The sequence below is a fragment of the Kribbella sp. NBC_01245 genome (genome assembly GCF_036226525.1).
Taxonomy (GTDB): Bacteria; Actinomycetota; Actinomycetes; order Propionibacteriales; family Kribbellaceae; genus Kribbella.
The window spans coordinates 2,306,956-2,330,126 of sequence record NZ_CP108487.1; the positions used below are offsets into that span (position 1 = coordinate 2,306,956).

Annotated in this window: 21 protein-coding genes; 7 read left to right on the forward strand and 14 right to left on the reverse strand. The window is 68.2% G+C overall.

Going from position 1 to position 23,171, the window contains the following annotated elements; translation table 11 throughout:
• Nucleotides 1–53: 53 nt before the first annotated feature.
• Together OG394_RS10190 and OG394_RS10195 are read right to left on the reverse strand one after the other, a co-directional pair.
• Complete coding sequence (locus tag OG394_RS10190) at nucleotides 54–695, reverse strand: GNAT family N-acetyltransferase (RefSeq protein ID WP_328994873.1); 642 nt, start codon at nucleotides 693–695, stop codon at nucleotides 54–56.
• A 19-nt stretch (nucleotides 696–714) separates the two neighbouring features.
• Nucleotides 715–1,620 (reverse strand): ankyrin repeat domain-containing protein, encoded by a 906-nt coding sequence (locus OG394_RS10195; protein ID WP_328994874.1) that lies wholly within the window; start codon nucleotides 1,618–1,620, stop codon nucleotides 715–717.
• 61 nt (nucleotides 1,621–1,681) lie between these two features.
• On the opposite strand from OG394_RS10195, the gene OG394_RS10200 reads away from it, so the two are divergent.
• A complete protein-coding gene (locus OG394_RS10200) occupies nucleotides 1,682–2,650 on the forward strand; it encodes a helix-turn-helix transcriptional regulator (RefSeq protein WP_328994875.1) in 969 nt (322 codons plus the stop codon).
• A gap of 4 nt (nucleotides 2,651–2,654) precedes the next feature.
• On the opposite strand, the gene rny is transcribed toward OG394_RS10200, so the two are convergent.
• On the reverse strand, nucleotides 2,655–4,403 hold the full coding sequence (rny, locus tag OG394_RS10205; protein ID WP_328994876.1) for a ribonuclease Y: 1,749 nt from the start codon (nucleotides 4,401–4,403) through the stop codon (nucleotides 2,655–2,657).
• 112 nt (nucleotides 4,404–4,515) lie between these two features.
• On the opposite strand from rny, the gene OG394_RS10210 reads away from it, so the two are divergent.
• A complete protein-coding gene (locus tag OG394_RS10210) occupies nucleotides 4,516–4,770 on the forward strand; it encodes a hypothetical protein (RefSeq protein WP_328994878.1) in 255 nt (84 codons plus the stop codon).
• 190 nt (nucleotides 4,771–4,960) lie between these two features.
• On the opposite strand, the gene OG394_RS10215 is transcribed toward OG394_RS10210, so the two are convergent.
• Nucleotides 4,961–5,785 (reverse strand): antitoxin, encoded by an 825-nt coding sequence (locus OG394_RS10215; RefSeq protein WP_328994880.1) that lies wholly within the window; start codon nucleotides 5,783–5,785, stop codon nucleotides 4,961–4,963.
• A 142-nt stretch (nucleotides 5,786–5,927) separates the two neighbouring features.
• Nucleotides 5,928–7,088, reverse strand: coding sequence for a MerR family transcriptional regulator (locus tag OG394_RS10220; RefSeq protein WP_328994881.1), 1,161 nt, complete (start codon nucleotides 7,086–7,088; stop codon nucleotides 5,928–5,930).
• A gap of 227 nt (nucleotides 7,089–7,315) precedes the next feature.
• Here OG394_RS10220 and OG394_RS10225 point away from each other — a divergent pair, with 227 nt between their 5' ends.
• Nucleotides 7,316–8,050: an alpha/beta hydrolase family protein gene (locus OG394_RS10225; protein ID WP_328994882.1), complete on the forward strand. Its 735-nt coding sequence runs from the start codon at nucleotides 7,316–7,318 to the stop codon at nucleotides 8,048–8,050.
• A gap of 132 nt (nucleotides 8,051–8,182) precedes the next feature.
• On the opposite strand, the gene OG394_RS10230 is transcribed toward OG394_RS10225, so the two are convergent.
• Nucleotides 8,183–8,716 carry a regulatory protein RecX gene (locus tag OG394_RS10230; protein WP_328994883.1) on the reverse strand — a complete coding sequence of 178 codons (534 nt, stop codon included), beginning with the start codon at nucleotides 8,714–8,716 and terminating at the stop codon, nucleotides 8,183–8,185.
• 187 nt (nucleotides 8,717–8,903) lie between these two features.
• A complete protein-coding gene (gene recA, locus OG394_RS10235) occupies nucleotides 8,904–9,971 on the reverse strand; it encodes a recombinase RecA (protein ID WP_328994884.1) in 1,068 nt (355 codons plus the stop codon).
• A 259-nt stretch (nucleotides 9,972–10,230) separates the two neighbouring features.
• Between recA and OG394_RS10240 the strand changes: the two genes are divergently transcribed.
• Nucleotides 10,231–11,034 (forward strand): hypothetical protein, encoded by an 804-nt coding sequence (locus OG394_RS10240; protein ID WP_328994885.1) that lies wholly within the window; start codon nucleotides 10,231–10,233, stop codon nucleotides 11,032–11,034.
• Between the two features lie 75 nt (nucleotides 11,035–11,109).
• On the opposite strand, the gene OG394_RS10245 is transcribed toward OG394_RS10240, so the two are convergent.
• Genes OG394_RS10245 through OG394_RS10255 form a run of 3 tightly spaced genes read right to left on the reverse strand, consistent with a single transcriptional unit; the run spans nucleotide 11,110 to nucleotide 13,434 of the window.
• Nucleotides 11,110–11,304 (reverse strand): DUF3046 domain-containing protein, encoded by a 195-nt coding sequence (locus OG394_RS10245; protein ID WP_328994886.1) that lies wholly within the window; start codon nucleotides 11,302–11,304, stop codon nucleotides 11,110–11,112.
• Nucleotides 11,305–11,311: 7 nt separating this feature from the next.
• A complete protein-coding gene (gene rfbB, locus OG394_RS10250; protein ID WP_328994887.1) occupies nucleotides 11,312–12,295 on the reverse strand; it encodes a dTDP-glucose 4,6-dehydratase in 984 nt (327 codons plus the stop codon).
• Nucleotides 12,296–12,303: 8 nt separating this feature from the next.
• Complete coding sequence (locus OG394_RS10255) at nucleotides 12,304–13,434, reverse strand: LppM family (lipo)protein (RefSeq protein ID WP_328994888.1); 1,131 nt, start codon at nucleotides 13,432–13,434, stop codon at nucleotides 12,304–12,306.
• Between the two features lie 63 nt (nucleotides 13,435–13,497).
• Here OG394_RS10255 and OG394_RS10260 point away from each other — a divergent pair, with 63 nt between their 5' ends.
• From OG394_RS10260 to OG394_RS10270, 3 genes are all read left to right on the forward strand, one after another.
• Nucleotides 13,498–18,207, forward strand: a complete 4,710-nt coding sequence (locus OG394_RS10260) for an ATP-dependent helicase (RefSeq protein WP_328994889.1) — start codon at nucleotides 13,498–13,500, stop codon at nucleotides 18,205–18,207.
• A gap of 36 nt (nucleotides 18,208–18,243) precedes the next feature.
• Complete coding sequence (locus OG394_RS10265; RefSeq protein ID WP_328994890.1) at nucleotides 18,244–19,029, forward strand: Fpg/Nei family DNA glycosylase; 786 nt, start codon at nucleotides 18,244–18,246, stop codon at nucleotides 19,027–19,029.
• 118 nt (nucleotides 19,030–19,147) lie between these two features.
• Complete coding sequence (locus OG394_RS10270; protein ID WP_328994891.1) at nucleotides 19,148–19,594, forward strand: DUF4262 domain-containing protein; 447 nt, start codon at nucleotides 19,148–19,150, stop codon at nucleotides 19,592–19,594.
• Between the two features lie 110 nt (nucleotides 19,595–19,704).
• Here the strand turns inward: OG394_RS10270 and OG394_RS10275 are convergent, their stop codons facing one another.
• The 4 genes from OG394_RS10275 to rimO form a co-directional block, all read right to left on the reverse strand.
• Complete coding sequence (locus OG394_RS10275) at nucleotides 19,705–19,995, reverse strand: helix-turn-helix domain-containing protein (RefSeq protein WP_328994892.1); 291 nt, start codon at nucleotides 19,993–19,995, stop codon at nucleotides 19,705–19,707.
• Nucleotides 19,996–20,146: 151 nt separating this feature from the next.
• On the reverse strand, nucleotides 20,147–20,719 hold the full coding sequence (locus OG394_RS10280) for a CinA family protein (RefSeq protein ID WP_328994893.1): 573 nt from the start codon (nucleotides 20,717–20,719) through the stop codon (nucleotides 20,147–20,149).
• A gap of 76 nt (nucleotides 20,720–20,795) precedes the next feature.
• On the reverse strand, nucleotides 20,796–21,416 hold the full coding sequence (gene pgsA / locus OG394_RS10285) for a CDP-diacylglycerol--glycerol-3-phosphate 3-phosphatidyltransferase (RefSeq protein WP_328996822.1): 621 nt from the start codon (nucleotides 21,414–21,416) through the stop codon (nucleotides 20,796–20,798).
• A 2-nt stretch (nucleotides 21,417–21,418) separates the two neighbouring features.
• Entirely contained in the window at nucleotides 21,419–23,137 is a 1,719-nt protein-coding gene (gene rimO, locus OG394_RS10290; protein ID WP_328994895.1) for a 30S ribosomal protein S12 methylthiotransferase RimO, read from the reverse strand.
• Nucleotides 23,138–23,171 lie beyond the last annotated feature (34 nt).

Sequence of the window (23,171 nt, forward strand, 5' to 3'; positions counted from 1 at the left end):
GCGTTCCCATATCGAGCCCCGTTTTGTGATCTTCCGGGCATCCGCGCGTCAGGTCAGACCGAGATCAAGGCGTGCAAGTGCTGGTCGTGCCAGCCGTCCGCGTGCAGTAGCGCGCTGCGCATGGTGCCTTCGAGTACGTATCCGGTCTTGGCCGCGACCCGGCAAGAGGCCGGATTGGCGACGGAGTGGCACAACCGCAGACGATGCAAACCCAGGTCGTCCAAGGCCCACCGGGTGACCCGCTTCGTCGCCTCGACAACGACGCCGGCGCCACGCAGTGCGGGCAGAACCCAGTAGACGATCTCCGCGCTGCCGCCCTTGAGATCGATATCAGTCCGCCGGGTCGCGGCTCGCCTCGACCAGCGCATCGGCATCATCGAGCCGCCACGGACGCAACTCGAGGCTGGTTGAAAGGCCGAGCACCGGCTGGGCGTTGGCGGCCATCCGGCCGGGTCGGCGTGGGACTCCAGGATGGTGCCGTCATCGGCTTGCTCGGTCCATTCGTCGATGACCTCGCCCTTCTCCGCATAACCGAGCCGTTCGTAGAGGCGACGGGCTCGCGCGTTGCCCGGCTCGACGGCCAGACCGATCACGTCGTACCCCCATTGCCGTGCCAGACCTTCGGCCGCCACCATCAACGCCGTACCGACGCCTTGCCCCTCCACGTAGGCGTGCAGCGCGTTGACCTCTGGCACGCCGCACCCCGAACCTCGATCATCCCCCGACCGTAGGCGCTCCCCCTACGAGTTTCACCTGGTTTACAAGGAAGTCAGCGGCCGCTGCTTGGTTGGACCATTGGGCCCAGCCGAGTGGGGTGGCGTGGAACTCGGGGTCTTCGGCGGCCAGGTCGGCGCCGTGTTCGACCAGGAGGCGGAGTACATCGAGTTCGCCCGTACCGGCGGCGAGGTGGGCCGCGGTCCGGTCCGCGTGGTCGCGCGCGTTGACGTCGAACCCCAGCTCGACGAGCAGCGGAACGGCCTCCCACCGTTTGCCGGCGGCCGCCTCGGCGATCAGTGCGGGCCGCTGCTCGCGGACGCGTTCGACGTCCGCGGTTTGATCGCCGTTCAGCAGGGCGACCACGGACGGGTCCTCCGGCTGCTGGGCGCGGTAGAGGTCGCGTACGACGCCGACCTCCGCGCCGTGGTGGATGAGCTCATCGAGGATGTGCAGGGCGAACGCCATACCGTCGTACTCGCCGTACTGGCCGGCGATTTCGCCCATCTGGCGGTCGAAGTCGTCCTGGCTCAGCGCGGCGAGCCGTCGGCGCCACACCTCGTAGGCGTGGTCCAGCGCCCGCACCGCCTCCGCCGCGCTGCCCGGCACCGGCGGGACACCGTCTTCGGCGCGCGGCTTGTGGCCGAACCAGGTCGCGGTCCGCTCCGCCTGGAGGATGTCGATGATGTGCGTGATCCGCCACGCGAGGGTCGTGAACGGTGGCGGGTCTGGCGGAATCGGGTGGTCATCGGCCCGGAACGAGCCGTCCGCGGTCTTGCGCACAGTCCAACAGCCCGCGACCGGCTCCCAGAAGTACTCCTCGTCGGTCATGCCTTCGACCCGGGGACGAAGGCGCTGCCAGGCGAAGTCGGAGAGATCCAGCAGGTTCTGGCTGAGTTTCGTCATGCCCATCACGCTAGACCTCTCTGCGGACAGGATCGGTCCGCAGAAGGAGGACAATTGGCTCATGGATACCGCTGCCCGCGTGCTCCGGCTGTTGTCGCTGCTCCAGACCCGTCCGGTTTGGGACGGGCCGGAGCTCGCCGCCCGGCTGGGCGTCACCACCAGGACGGTACGGCGGGACGTGACGAGGCTGCGGTCCCTCGGCTATCCGGTCGAGGCCGATGCGGGGCATGGCGGCGGCTACCACCTCGGCCATGGCGGGCGCCTGCCGCCGCTCTTGCTGGACGACGATGAGGCTGTCGCGATCGCCGTGGGCCTGCGAGTCGCGACGACCACTACGGTCTCCGGGGTCGAGGAATCCGCCATCGCCGCATTGACGAAGCTGCACCAGGTGTTGCCGGTGCGACTCCGCGAGCAAGTGGCAGCGGTGGCCGGCAGCACGATCCAGCTGCCGCGGGGCGATCTGCCGTCGGTGGATGCGGAAGTGCTCGTCGTCCTCGCCGCAGGTTGTCGTTGGACCGAGGGCATCAAGTTCACGTATCGCGATCACGCGGGTCAGGAGAGCCAGCGGTCGGTCGAGCCGTTGCGAATCGTCCACACCGGCAGGCGTTGGTACCTGGTGGCTAGAGACCGTGATCGCGAGGCGTGGCGGACATTCCGGATTGACCGGATCGTCGGGCCGGCCTTGACTGGGCAGCGGTATAGCTTCGACGATCCGCCGGATCCGGTCGCGCTTGTCGCTGAAGGAACTGCCGTTGTCCCGTGGGAGATCGAGGCTCGCGTGCTCGTCCACGCGGGGGCCGAAGACGTTGCGCGCGTCGTACCGGCTGGTGATGGTGTTGTGGAGGCCGTCGACGCGAGCTCTTGCGTACTGCGGTTCGCGGCGAACGACCTGGGCCCGTTGGTGGCTTACGCCGCGCGGATTCCGTGGGATTTCGACGTACTCGCGCCGGCCGAATTGCGCGACGCGATCCACGAGCTTGGCGAACGCCTCACGCGAGCCGGCCGTCACGTTGCCGTCGGCAACGGTTAGACGGCTATTTAGCGACCTCTGTGGCGCGGGATTCGCGGACGACGGTGACGCGGATCTGGCCGGGGTAGGTGAGTTCTTCCTCGACCTGCTTGGCGATATCGCGAGCCATCACCTGCGCCGCGATGTCGTCCACGGCGTCCGGCAGCACCATCACGCGGATCTCGCGACCGGCCTGCATCGCGAAGACCTTCTCCACGCCATCGTGGAACATCGCGATCTCCTCGAGCCGCTCGAGCCGCTGCACGTAAGCCTCCAGCGATTCGCGCCGCGCGCCCGGCCGCCCACCACTGACCGCGTCGGCGGCCTGGGTCAGCACGGCCTCGACCGTACGCACCTCGACCTCGTTGTGGTGCGCCTCGATGCAGTGCACGACGTCATCGTCCTCGCCGTACTTGCGGGCCAGCTCGGCGCCCACGATCGCGTGACTGCCCTCCGACTCGTGCGTTAGAGCCTTGCCGATGTCGTGCAGGAACGCGCCGCGCTTGCAGCGTTTGACGTCGAGCCCGAGCTCGGCCGCCATCATGCCCGCGAGATGCGCCGACTCGATCAGGTGCTTCAGCACGTTCTGCCCGTACGACGTCCGGTAGCGCAGCAGTCCCATCGTCCGGATCAACTCGGGGTGCAACTCGGTGATACCGACCTCCGCCATCGCATCCTCGGCGGCACGCTGGCACAACTCGGCGACCTCACCACGACTGCGTTCGTACACCTCTTCGATCCGGCTCGGGTGGATCCGGCCGTCGAGCACGAGCGAGTCCAGCGTCAGCCGGGCGGTCTCGCGCCGGACCGGGTCGAAGCAGGACAGCAGCACCGCCTCGGGGGTGTCGTCGATGATCAGGTTGACGCCGGTGGTCTGCTCGAAGGACCGGATGTTGCGGCCCTCGCGACCGATGATCCGGCCCTTCATGTCGTCACTGGGCAGGTGGACGACGGAAACGACCGATTCACTGGTCTGCTCCGACGCCAGCCGCTGGACCGCGCCGGTGATGATCTTGCGCGCGCGGACCTCGCCCTCGTCCTGCGCCTGGCGCTCGATCTCCCGCACCATCGAATGCGCGTGCCGCTTCGCCTCGGCCTCCATCGCGGTGACCAGCTCGGCCTTCGCCTGCTCGGCGGTGAGGTTCGCGACGCCTTCGAGAATGCGTCGGCGCTCCTCTTCCAGACTGCGAATCTCGGCACGCTTCTGGTCGAGCTCCGCCAGTTGCACGGTCAGCTCGTTCTGGCGTTCCTCGATACTGCGGTGCTGTTCGTCGAGCCGCTCTTCGCGCTCGGTCAGCCGGTGCTCGCGCCGCTCCATCTCGAGCCGCTGCTCGCGCAAGTCCTCGCGAATCGACTGCGCCTCGGACTCCGCTTCCCGCCGTACGTCGACCGCGCGCTGTTCCGCCTCGCGCCGTACTTCCTCGGCCTCGCGGCGAACCTCCTCCGCCCGGTGCTCGGCCTCGCGGCGCGCCTCGATCGACAACCGCTCGACATCCTCGGCGCGAGTACGGATCGCGGTTGCGTCATCCTCAGCTCGAGTGCGAATGGCCGACGCGTCATCCTCGGCCTGCCGCCGGATCTGGTCGCCCACCGTCGCTGCCTCGGCCCGGGCGGTCGCCAACTCCAGCTCGGACTGCGCCTTCGCGGTCGCGGTCATATCGGCCACCTTGCGGCGTGACAACGACGACCCGATCCAGCCCAGCAGGGCCACGATCAGCACACCGATCAGGACAAGACCTATGGATGCCGCATCCGGCAAAGCCAAAGCCACCATCGGCCTCTCCCCTCTCCAAGCCCGCCCTTGCGGCGCGGCGATTTCTGCACTGGAAGGGATGACCCGGCGAAGACGAGCAGGCTGACGGTACGGCGAATGGCACGCTCGGGAGTTGGCAACACCGGTCTCGGTGATGCTCGAACTCCCAGCGAACCGGGCGTTGTTGCTATCCGGTGTTCGTCGCTATCCGGCGGCGCCCGAAATGGCCGCCACATCCGTCTGTCAGCTCGGTCGAGCGTTTGGTCTTTTAGGTTTATCCGACGGCATCACCAGTGTGCCGCCGAACGGTTGTCATCCGTCCGGCCCGATGATCACCGGCCGGACGTTGCTATGTACGCCATCAATCGGTGGAGTGATCCCTTACTGATTCCGAGGCTAGGCGCGGCCAACCACACGGTCAAGACGAACACCCTCTCACCGGAGCGACGGCTGAAATCGATACCGAAATCCCATCCGCCGACCGGCCCCAATCGCCTTTCTCAGAACACAGAGTCCCTCCCCCAGAACACAGAGTCAGCGCCCGCGATCCAACCCGCGCGGCCCCCTAAGCCCGCGCCCTACCGCGGCCCGGGAAGCCCTTCCCGCCCAGCCTCCCCGCCATCCCCGCTCGCGTCCCCGCCAGCCACCGCCTCCGCACCACCACTCGCTTCGTTCGTGCCGGCTTCATCCCCACCACCACTCGCCTCGTTCGCGGCCGTCGTGTCCTCGCCAGCGGTCGCGGCGACATCGCTACTTTCCCCACCCTCGTTGACAACGGTGTCCCCCGCCGCCTCCCCAGCACCGGCCGCTTCGCCAGCACTCGCCTCGTCCGCGTCGGCTGCTTCGCTAGCACCGGTCGCTTCGCCCGCGTCGGCTGCTTCGCCCGCGGTGTCGTCGCCGGCGGCAGCGGAATCGTTGCCCGAGGCATCAGTCGTGGTCTCGCCGGCGGCGGAGTCCGAGGATTCTCCCGCGGCCTCGCCGATACCGGTGTCCGAGCCCTCGGTCGCAGTGGCACCCGGCTCCGTGTTCGAAGCGTCCGCTCCGGCCGAACGACCCGGCTGCTCCTCAACATCCGGCGGCGTACCCCCAACCACCGCGCCGCCGGCTTCCTCCGACGACTCCCCCGCGACGCCGCCCGACTCCCCTGCGGCTTCGCCCTCCGCCTGGCCGGGTTCCGTCTGGGCGGGTTCGGCGGGTGCCTCCGGCTGGCCGGCCTGTCCAGAGCGGGAATCGACGTACTCCCCGGCCTTCTCCTGAGCCTGGTCGATCTTGTCCGCGTACTTGCCGCCGGTCTGCTTGTCGATCAGGTCGCCGGCCTTCTCCAGACCTTCCTTGATCTTGTCGGGGTGTTCCTTGATCGCGTTCTCGAGGAAGTCCTTGGCCTTGTCCTGGAAATCGTTCATCACTCACTCCCGAAGATGAGGGTCGGTCATCGGCGACAACCATTGGTCACAGTCCGGCACGAACTGATCCGTTCCTGTGACTGGATCCCACACCTTGACGCCGAACTCGTCAACGTTGCCACGAGCAACACCCGATGAATTCTCAAACCAAGCGCCGGCGGGCCCGCACGGCCTCAATGGACCAAGCGAGAGTAGGAGTCAAAGCCTCTGGCTTCGGCCAGCCGTTGATGACCGCGAGCAACTCCAGATAGCGCTGCCGACCAGGTTCGGCCGCGCTCTCCAATCGCCTTAGCAACATGGCCCGAAGCTCTTCGTCACTTTCACGACAACCGGCGGATCCAGGACAACCAGCGAATCCCACAAACTCCGCAACCAGCTTCGAGACCACAACCTTAGCCGCGGCAGAGCTCGGCTCGACACCCCCTTGCAACGCAGGCCGAACGACCTCCCGAACCGTCGCAATAAAGCCCCGCCGAACGCCAGCCCCACCGCGACCATCGGTGCCTTCGGAAGTCGACGCAATCGCCACGGCCCGGTCGAGATCAGCCGCATGGTCCTGGACCAGCTGACGAATACCTGCGCGAAAGTCGGCCTCACTCATAAGCTCAGCCAGCTCAACCCATGCTTCGACTTGCTCCGGCTCAGGATTCTCCGGCAACTCAGGCGTCATCGAACGCCTCGCCGCAGCAAACCCACCATCCACCCCACCAACCACCACCCCGCCACGTCGAACCACCACCCGGGATGCATCACTGGACGCGCTACCCAGACCAGCGGCCGACGCGACACCGCGACCAGCGGCCGGTGCGACGCCAGGTACTCCGGTCGATGCGACACCGCCACCAGCGGTTGGTGTGGTGGCTGGAGCGGCACTGAATACGTCGTTGAGGAAGTCGTTGATGAGGTGGTGGCGTTCGGCTTCGGAGAGATTCGCGAGTTTGTGCATCAGGTCCAGCTCCTCGGGGGTAGACCCGCGCTTCGCTACCGCCGTGAGCACCGCACGCCGCAACCGCAGGGTGCGGATCTGCACCGCCAGGGCCTCGGCGTGTGCGGTGGCGACGTCGGTCAGCGATACCTCGTGATCGAGCACTTGCTGGATCGTGGCGAGGTCAAGTCCGAGGTCGCGCAGAGTACGCACGAGGTCGAGGCGGGCGACGGCGTTGAGGTCGTAACGGCGATAGCCGGCCGGGCTCCGGTCAACCGGCAGCACGATCCCGCGATCGGAATAGAACCGCACGGTCTTCACCGAGAGCCCGGTACGCCGAGCCAGTTCGCCGATCGAGTACAACGTGCTGCCGTCCATGCCCCTACCCTGACGTCTCCCCCCACTGGAGACTCAACCGCCACCCCAAGCCCAGCCGGACGCCTTGACCAGACGCAGTTGAAGCCCTTCGTGACACTTTCGGTGCCGCCATGCGCTGCGGCGAACTCAGGAGGTGAGACCGATCAACGCTGCGACCAGTCGTGCCTCCCTCCCCCGCATAGCCTAGGGAGTGCCCTCAGAAGGCATCCTGAAAGGCTCGCAACGCTATGCGCTTCACCTCTGAGGCGTCGTCCGACGGCGTCTGCGAACAGCTCTTTACCCTTGGCGAGATTCCCGGCGTGCTGTGGACGCCGGAAGGTGCCGTCGGTACTCGCCCCCTGATCGTGATGGGACACGGCGGTGGCCAGCACAAGTTGGCCCCCGGCATCCAGGCCCATGCGCGCCGTTTCGTGGCCGAGTGCGATGTCGCGGTGGTGGCGGTCGACGTGCTCGGCCATGGCGACCGGCCGAGGGACGAGGAGTTCGACCGGCTCGCGACCGAGGAACAGGCTCGCGTGGAGGCCGGGGAAGAGTTGGCTCCACTGCTTGCCGGCTTCCAGGAATTCGTAGCCCGCCCGACCGTCACGGAATGGCAGGTGGTGCTGGATGCAGTCCAGCAGCTCGAGTACGTCGGCGCCGGTCCGGTGGGCTACTGGGGGCTCTCGCTGGGGTGCGGACTCGGTGTTCCGTTTGTTGCCGCCGAACCGCGGGTCCGCGCGGCGGTGTTGGGCCTGTGCGGGGCTGCCCTGGTCTCGGCCGAGGACGCCGCGGGGATCACCGTCCCGGTGGAGTTCCTGGTGCAGTGGGACGATGAGCGGGTGCCGCGTGACCAGAGCTTGGCGCTGTTTGACGCCTTCGCCTCAGTCGAGAAGACGCTGCACGCCAACCCCGGCAAGCACGGGGAGATCCCGGGCTTCGAGCTGGACAGCACGCTGAGGTTCTTCTCCCGGCACCTCGCCTGATACCGCCGCCTTCAGTCCGCGACCGCGCCGGCGCCGCTGACCGACGACGCGCCGATCCGCATCCAGACCGGAGTCGGGTACTCGCCTTCCGGTGTCGGTGTCGTTCTACTCGCCTTCCGGTGCCAGAGTCGCCTACTCGGTTTCCAGGCCGGAGTCGTTGAGGAGGGGTAGTTCCTCGTCGGAGGCGGCCATCTCTTCTTTGATGATCGACATGGCCACGCCGCCCGGGTATCCCTTGCGGGCGAGCATGCCGAGTAGGCGACGCATGGCGACTTGCCGTTCCAGATTGCGCATGGACGGCAGCTTGCGCCGTACTAGTGCTCGCGCGGTTTCGGCTTCTTGCTCGGGCTCGAGTTCGCCGAGGGCGTCTCGGGCCAGCTCATCGTCGACGCCCTTGCGGCGTAGCTCCTGGGCCAGCGCACGACTGGCCAGACCTCGGCTGCGGTGACGGGACTCGACCCAGGCACTGGCGAAAGCGGCGTCGTCGATCAGGCCGACCTCGCCGAAACGGTCCAGCACCTTGGCCGCGACCTCGTCCGGAATGTCCCTCGCGGCGAGCGCATCGGCAAGCTCCGAACGCGTCCTCGCCTTGACGGAGAGCTTGTCGAGCACGATCGTGCGGGCCACCGACTCCGGGTCGGAAGGCCCGTCGAGCGCGGGATCCATCGGCTCATCCCCGGGCGGCTGAGACCCGGACCTCTTCGAGCCGGAGCCCCGAGACCCGAACCCCTGGGAGCCCGACCGCTGGGACCCGGACTTCTGGCCTCCGGCGGACCGGGACTTCTTTGGCCAGGAGCCCTGGCCGGACCCGAACCGGCGTTGTTCCTGCCCGCTCGGGTCCGACTCGAAGCCGTCAGAAGTCGACATCGACCGGCTCGGCCGCGGCGGCCGGCTGGTCCACCACTGGGCCGATGCCCATCTTTTCCTTGATCTTCTTCTCCAGCTCGTTGGCCAGGTCGGGGTTGTCGCGCAGGAAGTTCCGCGCGTTCTCCCGGCCCTGGCCGAGCTGGTCGCTGTCGTAGGTGAACCACGCGCCGGCCTTGCGCACGAAGCCCTGCTCGACACCGAGGTCCAGCAGGCTGCCCTCGCGGCTGATGCCCTGGCCATAGATGATGTCGAACTCGGCCTGCTTGAACGGCGGCGCCACCTTGTTCTTCACGACCTTCACCCGGGTCCGGTTGCCGACGAAGTCGGTACCGTCCTTGAGCGACTCGATCCGGCGCACATCCAGCCGGACCGACGCGTAGAACTTCAGCGCCTTACCACCGGTGGTGGTCTCCGGGGAGCCGAACATGACGCCGATCTTCTCGCGCAGCTGGTTGATGAAGATCGCGGTCGTGTTGGTCCCGCTGACGGCACCGGTCATCTTCCGCAGCGCCTGGCTCATCAGCCGCGCCTGCAGACCGACGTGGCTGTCGCCCATCTCGCCCTCGATCTCGGCGCGCGGCACCAGCGCGGCCACCGAGTCGATCACGACGATGTCGATCGCGCCGGAGCGGATCAGCATGTCGGCGATCTCCAGCGCCTGCTCACCGGAGTCCGGCTGGGAGACCAGCAGGGCGTCGGTGTCGACACCGAGCTTCTGCGCGTAATCCGGATCGAGCGCGTGCTCCGCGTCGATGAACGCGGCGATACCGCCGGCGCGCTGGGCGTTGGCGACCGCGTGCAACGCGACCGTCGTCTTACCCGACGATTCCGGGCCGTAGATCTCCACCACCCGGCCGCGCGGCAGACCGCCGATACCGAGCGCGACGTCGAGCGCGATCGAACCGGTCGGAATCACGTCGATCGGTGCGCGGCCGTGCTCGCCGAGCCGCATGACCGCACCCTTGCCGCACTGACGCTCGATCTGCGTCAGCGCCGTCGCCAGAGCCTTCTCGCGGTCTGCGGTCGCCTTCTCCGCCTTCGCTGCACCAGCCATCTGACTGCCACCTAACCCATCTGAATCGGGGCCACTGTCGCAGCGACCCGGAGGAAATCTTTGTCACCGGAGAGGTTATGAGTCTGCACCGACATTTTCTGGTGCGATGGCGAATCTGTGGACAACCGGGCCGCCTCAGACCTGGACCTCTGACCACAAACTATCCCGAACACCTGTTCGAACCGCAAATGACACGCCGACGGGCTTCGAATCAGATCCTCAGGCCTCGGTGGCCGCCGCAGACCTTACGCTGACGGGCGTGAGCGACCGTCCTGACATTCCCGATTCCGCCGTCATCCTTGCCCTCAGCAAGGTCGAGTTCGGCCTCGATGCCGTGCTCGACTCGTTGCGGGGCCAAGACCCGTTCGGCATCCGCACGGCCCTCGCGGAGTACTCCGCCCAGGAGAAGCCGAATCTGGCCGAGAAGGGCCTGATCCTCGCGATCGAGCGGCTGCTGAAGATGAAGGTGCCAGGACACGCGGAGTGGCCCACCCTGCCGTTGGCGGAGCGCTGTGACTGGTGGGTCGAACGCCTCGGCGGATTCGCCGCGGTGATCGCGGGCCTGCCGAGGATCAGTGGCGCCGCCGCCGACCGCTTCCCGGTGCAGGACACCCTCGGCGCCTCGGTGCAGGCCATGGTGATCGGCGCGATCTGCCGGGAGTACGGCGTCGAGGCGCATGCCGACCGCACGGCCGTGATGGCCCGCGTGCTGACCGGCCGCGCGATCACGCCGGACATCGTGCTCGAGAACGACGACCCGACCGCCGCCGGCAAGAACGTCGCCAAGGAACTCGGACTCGGCGAGAAGGGCGAGGACGGCGGCCTGCGGCACGGCATCAAGCTGATCTGGCGGATCAGCAAGATGCTCACCGGCCTCAACGACCTGTTCGAAGAACGCCCGCGCGGCAGCCTCGGCGCCCGCGCGCTCGGCAAACTCCCGGGCGTCGGCATCGTCGGCGGCTTCTTCGATGAGCGAAAAGGTATCCGCAAGGCCGCCTACGCCGCCGCCGACCTGGTCCACACCGGTACCTTCCGCACCCCGGCCACTCCCCAAACCTCCTAAACCCGCAGGAAATACGCAGCGCCCGGACCTTCAAACCGAAGGCTCCGGGCGCAACGTCGTACAGCTAAAAGGTGATCAGCGGTCGCGGGGTGGCAACTGCAGGTGTGCCCAGACGGCACGCCAGACCGTTTTGGCGTGTTCGCCCGCGGCGAAGGCCTCCTGGACCGTGCGGCCGTCGAGCTCGGGCAGGGACTGGGTCTCGGCCCAAGTGCGCGAGTACGCCGGACCGAGATGCCGGTCCATGCGATCCCAGAATTCGGTGAGCCTCATACCTTCCTCAGGATTGCGGGTATTTCAGGGGGCGCCACCAGTTCTCGTTCGCGCGGAACCAGGCGATGGTGTCGGCCAGACCCGAGTCGAAGTCGTGCCGCGGCTGATAGCCCAGTTCGTCGCGGATCTTGTTCCAGTTCACCGAATAACGCCGGTCGTGGCCCTTGCGGTCCTCGACGTAGCGGATGCTCTCCTCGCCCTTGCCGAAGGCGCCGACCAGGCGATCGGTCAGCTCGCGGTTGGTGAGCTCGGTGCCACCGCCGATGTTGTAGACCTCGCCCGGCCGGCCACCGCGCAGCACCTTCTCGATGCCCTGGCAGTGGTCGTCGACGTGCAGCCAGTCGCGCACGTTCAGCCCGTCACCGTACAACGGGACCTGCTCGCCCTCGACCAGGTTCGTGACGAAGAGCGGAATGACCTTCTCCGGGTACTGGTACGGGCCGTAGTTGTTCGAGCAACGCGTGACCCGCACATCCAGACCGTGGGTCCGGTGGTACGACAGCGCGACCAGATCGCTCGAGGCCTTCGAAGCGGCGTACGGCGAATTGGGCTGCAGCGGGTCGGTCTCGGGCCACGAGCCTTCGGCGATCGAGCCGTAGACCTCGTCGGTCGAGACGTGCACGAACGGGCCGACGCCGTGCCGGAGCGCGGCCTCGAGCAGCACCTGGGTGCCGAGCACGTTCGTCACCACGAACTGGGTGGCGCCCGCGATCGACCGGTCCACATGCGACTCGGCGGCGAAGTGCACCACCGCGTCGTGGCCGGGCATCGCGGCGTTGACCTGGTCCAGATCGGTGATGTCGCCCTTGACGAACTCGAAGCCCGGCTGGTCCTTCACCGGGTCGAGGTTCGCCAGGTTACCCGCGTAGCTGAGCGAGTCGAACACCGTGACGGCCACGTCCGCGCCCAGCTCGGGGTAACCGCCGGACAAGGCCGTCCGGACGAAGTGGGAGCCGATGAAACCGGCACCACCGGTGACGAAGATCTTCACGTCGCTCCTCAGGACTGCTGGCCGTCAGAGCCAGGACCCTGCGGCGGTTGCGTCCACTGACCCGGCTGGCCCTGCGGCGGCTGACCAGGCTGACCGGGGCCAGGCTGACCCCACTGACCCGGCTGCGGCTGACCCGGCTGTCCCTGGCCGGGCTGCTGACCCCAGCCACCCTGACCGGGCTGACCCTGACCGGGCTGACCTTGTCCAGGCTGGCCCTGTCCGGGCTGACCCCACTGACCAGGCTGCGGCTGCTGCGGCTGGCCCTGGCCCGGCTGCGGCTGCCCCGGTTGGCCGTACGGTCCCGGCTGGCCCGGGTACTGCTGGCCCTGGCCAGGCTGACCCCACTGACCCGGCTGCGGCTGACCCGGCTGGCCCTGCTGACCCGGGTACTGCCCCGGACCCGGCTGACCCGGGTACTGCCCGGGACCAGGCTGGCCGCCGTACGGCTGCTGACCCCACTGACCGCCCTGCGGGTACTGCTGGCCCGGGAACTGCTGACCGCCACCACCGCGACGGCCCTTGAGCACGAAGAAGGCCACGGCACCAGCGGCCAGGAGGATCGCCACGACCAGCACGATGATCAGCCAGATCGGGAAACCGCCACCGGCGCCGGAGACCAGGCGCACCGAGTTCAGCTTGGTGGGGTCGGTGTAGGTGGCCGTGCGGCCGCTCACGTCGGCACCATCGTCGTGCTCGGTGATCTTGCCGGGCATGGTGATCTTCAACTTCACATCGGGAGTGCCGGCACCTGGCGGGACCTCGGTGGCCTTACCGCTCGAGGTGACGACGAAGTTGTCGCCCTGCTTCTCGAACTTCACGCCGCCGAGCGAGCTGCCGGACATCTTGTCGAACGGCACGCCGTCCATGGTGCACTCGGTACCGATGTACTTGTCGTCGTCATAGGCCTTGCATTGGACGCCCTCGGTGGCCGTCTCCTTGAGCGACTTCTCGATCTGCGCCCGGGTCGCGTCGATCGACTGACCGGTGGACTGCAGGAGCTGTTTGTCGACACCCAGCAACATCTTGCCGGACACCGTCTCGTTCGAATTGACCTTGAGGTCGGCGTCGACCTTCATGCAGCCGGTCAGGGCGACAACACAGGCGACCACCAGCAGGGTGGCCCGGGCACGGATCTTCATGCCGCAGATCATTGCAGACGCCGGGGACCAAAACTTGTCGGTGGTGCCGTGCAAGATGGATCCGTGACCAGATCCACCGCACTCGACCGTTTCTCGCCCGCGACGCGGGCGTGGTTCGGCGACGTCTTCGATGCCGCGACCCAGGCTCAGCTCGGCGCCTGGGACGCGATCAGTGCCGGCCGGGACGCGCTGGTGGTGGCCCCGACCGGCTCCGGCAAGACGCTGGCGGCCTTCCTCTGGGCGCTGGACCGGCTCGCCACCACGCCACCGCCGACCGATCCCAAGCTGCGCTGCCGAGTGCTGTACGTGTCGCCGCTGAAGGCGCTCGCGGTCGACGTCGAGCGCAACCTGCGTGCCCCACTGATCGGCATCCGCGAGACCGCGCGACGGCTCGGCGAGGCGCCGGTCGACGTGGAGGTCGCGGTCCGATCGGGCGATACGCCGGCCTCGGAGCGCCGCCGCTTCGTGACGAGACCGGCGGATGTCCTGATCACCACGCCCGAGTCGTTGTTCCTGATACTCACCTCGCAGGCGCGCGATTCGCTGCGTGGCGTGGAGACCGTGATCGTCGACGAGGTGCACGCCGTCGCGGGGACCAAGCGTGGCGCTCACCTCGCGTTGACTTTGGAGCGGCTCGACGCCTTGCTGCCGAAGCCGGCGCAGCGGATCGGCCTGTCCGCGACCGTCCGGCCGGTGGAGGAGGTCGCGCGTTTCCTCGGCGGCGAGCACCCGGTCGACGTCGTACAGCCTGCATTTGAGAAGCAGTGGGACCTCAGCGTCGTCGTGCCGGTGGAGGACATGGCCGCCCTCGGCGATACCGAGGTCCAGGTGTCCGGTCCGGCCGCGGGGCCGCCGCGCCATGCCTCGATCTGGCCGCATGTCGAGGAGCATGTGGCCGACCTGATCGCGGCACACCGCTCGACCATCGTCTTCGCGAACTCGCGCCGTCTGGCCGAGCGCCTCACCGCCCGGCTGAACGAGATCGCCGCCGAGCGGGCCGGGGTCGAACTGCCCGACGAGGGTTCGCCCGCCCAGATCATGGCCCAGTCGGGTGCCGCGCTGGCCGCTCCCCCGCTCGTCGCCAAGGCGCATCACGGTTCCGTCAGTAAGGAGCAGCGCGCGCTGATCGAGGCGGACCTGAAGTCGGGGCGATTGCCGTGTGTCGTCGCCACTAGCAGTCTCGAGCTCGGTATCGACATGGGCGCGGTCGATCTGGTCATCCAGGTCGAGGCGCCGCCGTCGGTCGCGAGTGGGCTGCAACGTGTCGGCCGCGCTGGACACCAGGTCGGCGCGGTGTCGCGAGGCGTGCTCTTCCCGAAGTTCCGTGGTGACCTGATCGATACGGCCGTCGTCGTGCAGCGCATGCGGGACGGCCAGATCGAGAGCCTGCACATCCCGGCCAATCCGCTCGACGTGCTCGCCCAGCAGATCGTCTCGATCGTCAGCCTCGACGCGGTCGACGTCGAAGAGCTGTTCAGGTTGGTACGACGTGCCGCACCGTTCACGTCGTTGCCGCGATCGGCCTTCGACGGCGTGCTTGACATGCTGTCCGGGCGTTATCCGTCGGATGAGTTCGCCGAGCTCCGGCCACGGATCGTCTTCGATCGCGTCAGCGGCGAGATCACCGGCCGTCCCGGGGCCCAGCGGCTGGCCGTGACCAGTGGCGGGACCATCCCGGATCGCGGTCTGTTCGGCGTTTTCCTGGTCGGCGAATCGACCAATCACCGGGTCGGCGAGCTCGACGAGGAGATGGTCTACGAATCGCGGGTGGGTGACGTCTTCACCCTCGGCGCCTCCAGCTGGCGGATCGAGGACATCACGCACGACCGGGTGCTGGTCTCTCCCGCGCCTGGTCAGCCCGGGCGATTGCCGTTCTGGAAGGGCGATGCCGTCGGGCGTCCGGCCGAGCTCGGTGCCGCAACCGGGGCCTTCGTGCGCACGATGGCCGCCCTGCCGAAGGCGAAGGCGATCAAACGCGCACGCGATGGCGGGCTGGACGAGTTCGCCGCCGACAACCTCGTCTCGTATCTGGCCGAGCAACGCGACGCCACCGGCCGCGTGCCGGATGACCTCACCATCGTGGTCGAGCGCTTCCGCGACGAGCTGGGCGACTGGCGCGTCTGCGTGCACTCGCCGTACGGCGGTCAGGTGCACGGGCCGTGGGCTCTCGCGATCGCGGCCCGGTTGCGTGAGCGGTATGGGATGGACGCCCAGTCGGTGTCGGGCGATGACGGCATCGTGCTGCGTCTGCCTGAGACCGACGAGCCGCCGCCTGGTGCGGAGTTGGTGTTGTTCGACCCGACCGAGATCGAGGAGCTGATCACCACCGAGGTGGGCGGTTCGGCCTTGTTCGCCTCGCGATTCCGGGAGTGCGCGGCGCGGGCGCTGCTGCTGCCGAGGCGTAATCCGGGGCGTCGCTCACCCCTTTGGCAGCAGCGACAGCGGTCGGCCCAGCTGCTCAGTGTCGCCTCGAAGTACGGGTCATTCCCGATCGTGCTGGAGGCCTTGCGGGAGTGCCTGCAGGACGTCTACGACATCGACGCGCTGAAGGACCTGCTCACGGGGATCAGTGAGCGACGCATCGCGGTCGTGGAGGTCGAGACGCCTGAGGCCTCACCTTTCGCGAAGTCGCTGCTCTTCGGCTATGTCGGCGCCTTTATGTACGAAGGCGATACGCCGCTCGCCGAGAAGCGTGCCGCCGCGCTCTCGTTGGACCAGTCCTTGCTGGCGGAGCTGCTCGGCAAGACGGAGTTGCGCGAGCTGCTCGACGCCGAGGTCGTGCTCCGGACGGAGGCTGAGCTGCAACGGCTCGCGGAGGATCGACGCGCACGCGACGAAGAGGGGCTGTTCGACGTACTGCGGCTGGTCGGGCCGTTGTCGGTCGACGCGGCCACGAAGCGTTCGGTGGATGGCGCTGATGCCGAGACCTGGCTGACCGAATTGGCCGCCGCTCGGCGAGTGGTGCGGGTCCGGATGGCCGGCGAGCACCGATGGGCCGTCGTGGAGGATGTCGCGCGGTTGCGGGACGGCCTGGGCGTTCCGGTTCCGCCGGGGGTTGCCGAGGCGCATGCGGAGCCAGTGGCCGATCCCCTCGGCGATCTCGTCTCGCGTTATGCCCGTACGCACGGGCCGTTCCGTGCCGCGGATCTGGCCACGCATCTCGGCACCGGTGTCGCCGTGGTGATGGAGACTTTGCGTCGGCTGGGAGCCGCGGGTCGCGTGGTCGAGGGCGAGTTCTTGCCTGGCGGACTGGCGATGGAGTGGTGCGACAGCGAGGTGCTGCGCCTGCTCCGGCGGCGGTCCCTGGCCGCGCTGCGCAAAGAGGTCGAGCCAGTGGACCCGAGTGCGCTGGCCCGGTTCCTGCCTGCCTGGCAAGGGATTACCAGCACGCGCGGCAGGGGGTACGACGTACTGCTCGCCGCGGTGGAACAGCTCGCGGGTTGTGCTGTGCCGGCTTCCGCGCTGGAGTCGATCGTGCTGCCGTCGCGCGTTCCTGGGTACAACCCCGCCATGCTGGACGAGTTGACCGCGACCGGCGAGGTGGTTTGGGCCGGCGCGGGTTCGCTGCCCGGGACCGACGGCTGGGTGTCGCTGCATTTGGCGGACAACTGCGATTTGACCTTGCCTGACGTCGATCCGGCGTTCGAGATCGGCGAGACGCATCAGGCTGTACTGGATGCGCTTGGCGGGGGTGGCGCGTTCTTCTTCCGGCAACTGAGTGATGCGGTCGGCGTCGCCATTGGCGTGGTCGACGATCAGACTCTGACGACCGTGCTGTGGGATCTGGTGTGGGCGGGTCTGCTGACGAATGACACGCTCGCGCCGGTCCGCGCCCTGGTCGGAGGCGGCCGTGGTTCGCATCGGACCAAGCGGCCGACCCCACGAGCGCGACCGGGAAGGCCTGGCCGTTCGGCTTTGCCCGCGCGAAGTGGTCCGCCGACAGCTGGTGGGCGTTGGTCGGTGTTGCCGGCTCGGAGTGAGGATGCGACGCGACGGGCGCATGCTGCCGCCGAGACGCTGCTCGATCGGTATGGCATCGTCACGCGCGGTTCGGTGATGACCGAGCGGACGCCGGGTGGATTCGCGGCGGTTTACAAGGTGTTGAGCGCGTTCGAGGAGTCGGGGCGTTGTCGGCGTGGGTACTTCGTGGCCGGGCTTGGTGCGGCCCAGTTCGCGCTGCCGGGTGCGGTCGACCGGCTGCGGGCGCTCGCCGAGGTCCCCGACGCTCCGATCGCCTCGCACAGCCCACCGGGTGTGATGCCCGGTTCGTTGTCTGGGTCCGGTTCGTTGTCTGGTTATGGCCCTATGCCTCGGCCGGGTGGTTCCGGTGCCGGCTCTGGTGTTGGCGCTGGCTCTGGGGTTGGCGGGTCGCGGTCGGGAGGTAGCAAGGCGGGCGAGGTGACCGCGCGGGCGATCGTGCTCGCGGCGACCGACCCGGCCAACCCGTACGGCGCTGCGCTGCCCTGGCCCGATAGGGAGAACGCGGGAGGTCATCGGCCGGGCCGGAAGGCCGGTGCACTGGTGATGCTGGTCGACGGCAAGTTGGTCGTGTACGTCGAGCGAGGCGGGCGGACTGTGCTGAGCTTCACCGACGACCCGGACCTGCTCCAACCGGCCGTGGACGCCCTTGCGCTGGCGATCCGCGACGGGCATCTCGGCAAGCTGAGCGTGGAAACGGCCGACGGCGAGCAAGTGCGGCACACCGCCTTCGGTGACGCCCTGGCCAAGGCCGGCTTCCACGCCACTCCCCGCGGCCTCCGGCTCCGCGCATGACTCCGCCCAGGTCTCGGCATGAGGCGAGGTGGTGCGGTGCCTGAGGGCGATACCGTGTGGCGGGCCACGAAGCACCTCCATCAGGCGCTGGCGGGGCAGGTGCTGGAGCAGACCGACTTCCGGGTGCCTAGCCTGGCAACGACCGACCTCAGCGGCCAGACCGTCGTCGAGGTGGTCCCGCGCGGCAAACACCTGCTGATGCGGCTCTCAGGCGGCGTCACGATCCACAGCCACTTGCGGATGGACGGCTCCTGGCACCTCTACCGGCCGGGCGAGAAGTGGCGTGGCGGACCCGCCTTCCAGATTCGCGCTGTGCTGGTCACGGCCGAATGGATCGCGGTGGGCTACCGCCTGCCTGTGCTCGAGGTCGTCCCGACCGCAGCCGAGGACAGCGTCGTCGGCCACCTGGGTCCGGATCTGCTCTCGCCGGACTTCGATCGCGCTCAGGCGATCGCGAATCTCGCCGCCCAGCCGGATCGCACGATCAGCGAGGCCCTGCTCGATCAACGCAACCTCGCCGGAATCGGCAACATCTACCGAACCGAGGTCTGCTTCCTGCTCGGGCTGCGTCCTTGGCGCCCGGTTGGTTCGGTCGACCTCGAGGCAGTGGTCGATCTCAGCCGCCGCCTCCTCAAGGCCAACCTCCGCAACGCCGCCCAAGTGACCACCGGCGTGGATCGGCCCGGCAAACGCACCTGGGTCTGCGCACGAGCGGGCCACCCCTGCCGACGCTGCGGCACAACGATCCAAACCGCACCAATCGGCGAGCCACCCCGCGAACGCATCAGCTACTGGTGCCCCACCTGTCAGCCCGAGGTCTGAGGTCTGAGGTCTGAGGTCTCTCAAGAAAGTCTGTGGATAACGGCGGCTGGCTCCCGGAAAAGCCGTACCTTCTCTGCGAAGTCGAACACCTGTTCGACGCCGAGTTGAGGAGGGACCCATGTGTGGAATGTGCGGTGGCGAGAAGATCGCCGAGAGCTGGCGGCGGATCTGCGACGGGATCTTGAGTGTCGGCTGGGCCCTGGTGACGATTCCTGATGATGGCCCTCGCAATCCGTCCTTCGCCTACACGATGGGTCTCAGCGAGCTCGGCCATCCCGAATTCATCGTGTTCGGGCGGTCAGACCTGGAAGCTCATGCCGCCGTCGCGCCACTCGCCCATGCGGTGCTCAGGGGCGAGTTCTTCGACGAGGGCGACGACCTCACCCGGCTGTACCCGGCCGCGGCCTCTCCACCTCAGCTCCTACGGTTCCCCGACTCCACGACCCACCTGCTCTGGGCCAACGACATGTACCGGGGAGCTGATGACGCGCCGATCCGCGCCCTGCACGTCGTCTGGGCATCAGACCTGGGTGAGATGCGGCAGCTGACCTCATGCGCGGACTGACGCCTGTGCGACTGAGGTGGCCGGGCGTGGCAATTCAACGACCGACCCTCTGGCGGCAATCGGTGATTGACGCAGGGCGTTCGGGGCTGAGCGGCGGATCGAGCAGCCGGTCAGGCGGCGGAGGCGACGACCTCGGTTTCGATGACGGGGTGCGCGAGGACCAGCGCCTCTTCGCGGGCCAGATCCTCGCTGACCTCGGCGAAGATCGTGGACAGCGGCACATCGAGTGCCGTGCAGATGGCGGCGAGCAGCTCGCTCGAGGCCTCTTTCTGACCGCGCTCCACCTCGGACAGGTAACCGAGGCTCACCCGGGCGTCGGCAGACACCTCGCGCAGCGTACGGCCCTGACGCAGACGCCGACGCCGCAAGACGTCGCCGAGCAGGCCACGAACCAGCACCATGAGGTTTCTCCCTTCCGCCTGTCGCACCGAACCTACTCGAACGGTAGACCCAGCGTGGCCACCAACGGTACCCGTTGCCGGGTCACTACTCATCGCAACGTCCAAGAACGGTGTGCCGCGTCGTACCGGACTACCTGTCTCCATGGTGGTCCTAACGCGCCGAAGGCTCCTGTTCTTCCTCCAACAGTTCTACCGCGAGGGACAGTACCGCTTCCACACTGCCCCGCCGGACAGCCGGCCGATCCCCTGCGAGCGACAATCTCTGCACCTTCACACCACGAGGTCCCGCCACGGCGACATAGACCGTGCCGGCCTGGATTCCGTCCTGCGGTTCGGGCCCGGCCACCCCCGTCGTCGCCAGCCCGTATGTCGCTCCCAGGCGCTCGCGGACGCCCGAGGCCATCGCGACGGCCGTATCGGCGTGCACGGGCCCGTCAGCGGCCAACTGGCCGGCCGGTACGGCGGCGAGTGTCGCCTTGAGGTCGGTCGCGTAGACGATCACGCCACCCCGGTACACGGCTGAGACACCCGGGATGTCCGTGAAGGCGGCTCCGACCAGCCCGCCCGTCAACGACTCGGCCGTGGCCGCGGTCGCGTCGGCGTCCCGCAGCAACTTCACCAGCCGCTCCGCCGCGGATGACGTCTCGCCATCGTGCGCCCCACCAACGACCTGACCGGTCAACTCTGCCTGCCTCTCAGCCTCACGACCAACCTGACCATCCATGCCAAACCCCCTCCACCCACAACCCCACACTCCCACCCGGTCCACCTAGCGCCCCTGCGGGCGATCGCGCCTGCTTCTAGGGCGCGGGGTGCTTCGCGGCGGCGCGCAGCCGGATCGCCCGGCCGACGTAGTCAAGACCAGTGATGACCGTGACCGCGACGGCCGCGGCCATCACGACGACAGCGGTCCAATGCAACAACGCGAAGGACTGCCACGGAAGGAGGTAGAGACCCAACGCGATCGCCTGCAGCACGGTCTTCAGCTTTCCGCCGCGGCTGGCCGGCATCACGCCATGCCGAATCACCCAGAACCGGAGAGCGGTGACCGACCACTCCCGGAACAGTACGACCACCGTCACCCACCAAGGGAGGTCCCCCAGCAGAGACAGACCGATGAACGCGGCACCCGTCAGCGCCTTGTCCGCGATCGGGTCGGCGATCTTGCCGAAGTCGGTGACGAGGTTCCAGCGCCGGGCGATATCGCCGTCGAACCGGTCGGTGATGATCGCGACCAGGAAGACGGCGCACGCGAGCAGCCTGGTGCCGGTGTCGATTCCGCCGTCCCGCAGCAAAAGCCAGACGAACAGCGGCACCAGTACGAGGCGAAGCACGGTCAGCGCGTTCGCCACGTTCCACGCACTGGGCGCATGGATCTGGCCGGCACCGGCAGTACGCGGAACCGGATTCGTCGGCGGCATCGTCACGCGGTCAGGTTAGCTGCCACGGGCGTCGGCGTCGCCGCCTCGCCGACCGTCGTGTTCGAGATAGCGAGCGGGGAGGACACGTCAGCAGGCACGGGAGCGGTGACGGCGGTGAACTCGGCGATCAGGTCGACGCCCTCGGTGTCGATGACCGTCGCGGTGACGAGATCGCCGACGGCAACGCTGTCAGGTATGCCGGTGAGCGTGGTCGAGCCGTCGACCTCGGGGCCTTGGTGGGCCGCGCGGCCTTCGGCGGAGCCGTCCTCGTCATCGATGGACTCGATCAGCACCTCGACGGTCTCGCCCAGGCGAGCCTCGGCGCGCTCGGCCGTGACCTCCTCGGCCAGGCGGCTGACCCGGTCCAGGCGGGCGGCGATGGTGTCTTCGTCGAGCTTGCCCTCGTACGTCTCGGCCTCGGTGCCGTCCTCGTCGGAGTAGCCGAAGACACCGATCGCGTCGAGACCCGCGCGGGTCATGAAGTCGCACAGGATGTCGACGTCTTCCTCGGTCTCACCGGGGAAACCGACGATGACGTTGCTGCGGATACCAGCGGTCGGCGCGGCGGCGCGGACCTGGGCGATCAGCTCGAGGAACCGTTCGGCATCACCGAAACGACGCATCCGGCGCAGCAGCGGGCCGGACGCGTGCTGGAAGGAGAGATCGAAGTACGGGACTACGCCAGGGGTGGAGGTCATCGCCTTGATCAAGGTCGGACGCATCTCGGCCGGCTGGAGGTACGAGACCCGGACGCGGGACAGACCCGGCACGGTCGCGATCTCGCCGATCAGGGTCTCGAGCAGCCGGAGGTCGCCAAGGTCCTTGCCGTAGGAGGTCGAGTTCTCGCTGACCAGGAAGACCTCACGTACACCGTTTTCGCCGAGCCAGACGGCCTCACCGAGCACCTCGGTCGGACGCCGGGAGACGAACGCGCCACGGAAGGCGGGGATAGCGCAGAACGCACAGCGGCGGTCGCAACCAGAGGCCAGCTTGAGCGGCGCCACAGGACCACCGTCGAGCCTGCGACGTACGACACGTGGGCCGGAGGCGGGCGCGGAGGCCAGGTCAGGAGCCTCGATCGTGAGGTCGGCCCGGGCGCTGGCGAGCAGGGCCTCACGCGCTTCCTGTGAGGCGTTCTCCTCGCTGGTCAGCGGCATCGCCTTCCCCTGGCCCGGCAGGACCTCAGATACGCCGGCAGCGCTCGCGGGGGCGCCGGTCGCGGCGGGCTTGGGGTCGTGGGAGTGGGCGGGGTTGCCGTGGCCCGGGATGGCCACGCCGGCGGCAGAGGCGCGGTCGGCTGGGGCCAGCGGGAGCAGCTTGCGGCGGTCGCGAGGTGCGTGCGAGACGTGATGCTCGCCGGCCAGGATCGAGCGCAGCCGGTCGGAGATGTCGGCGTAGTCGTCGAAGCCGAGTACCGCGTCGGTCTCGGGCAGCGCCTCGGCCAACTGCTCGCCGTACCGCTCGGCGAGGCAGCCGACGGCCACCACGGCCTGCGTCCGGCCGGACTTGTAGTCGGACGCCGCGAGCAGCGTGTCGACGGAGTCCTTCTTGGCGGCCTCTACGAAACCACAGGTGTTGACCACCACCGTGTCGGCATCGGCGGCGTCGTCGACGAGCTGGAATCCGCCCGCCTCTAGGCGGCCGGCCAGTTCCTCGGAGTCGACGTCGTTGCGGGCACAGCCCAGCGTGACCAGGGCGACGGTGGTGGGAGTGGTAGTCATCGCCCCCGAGTATGACTGCTCACACTCCACCAGC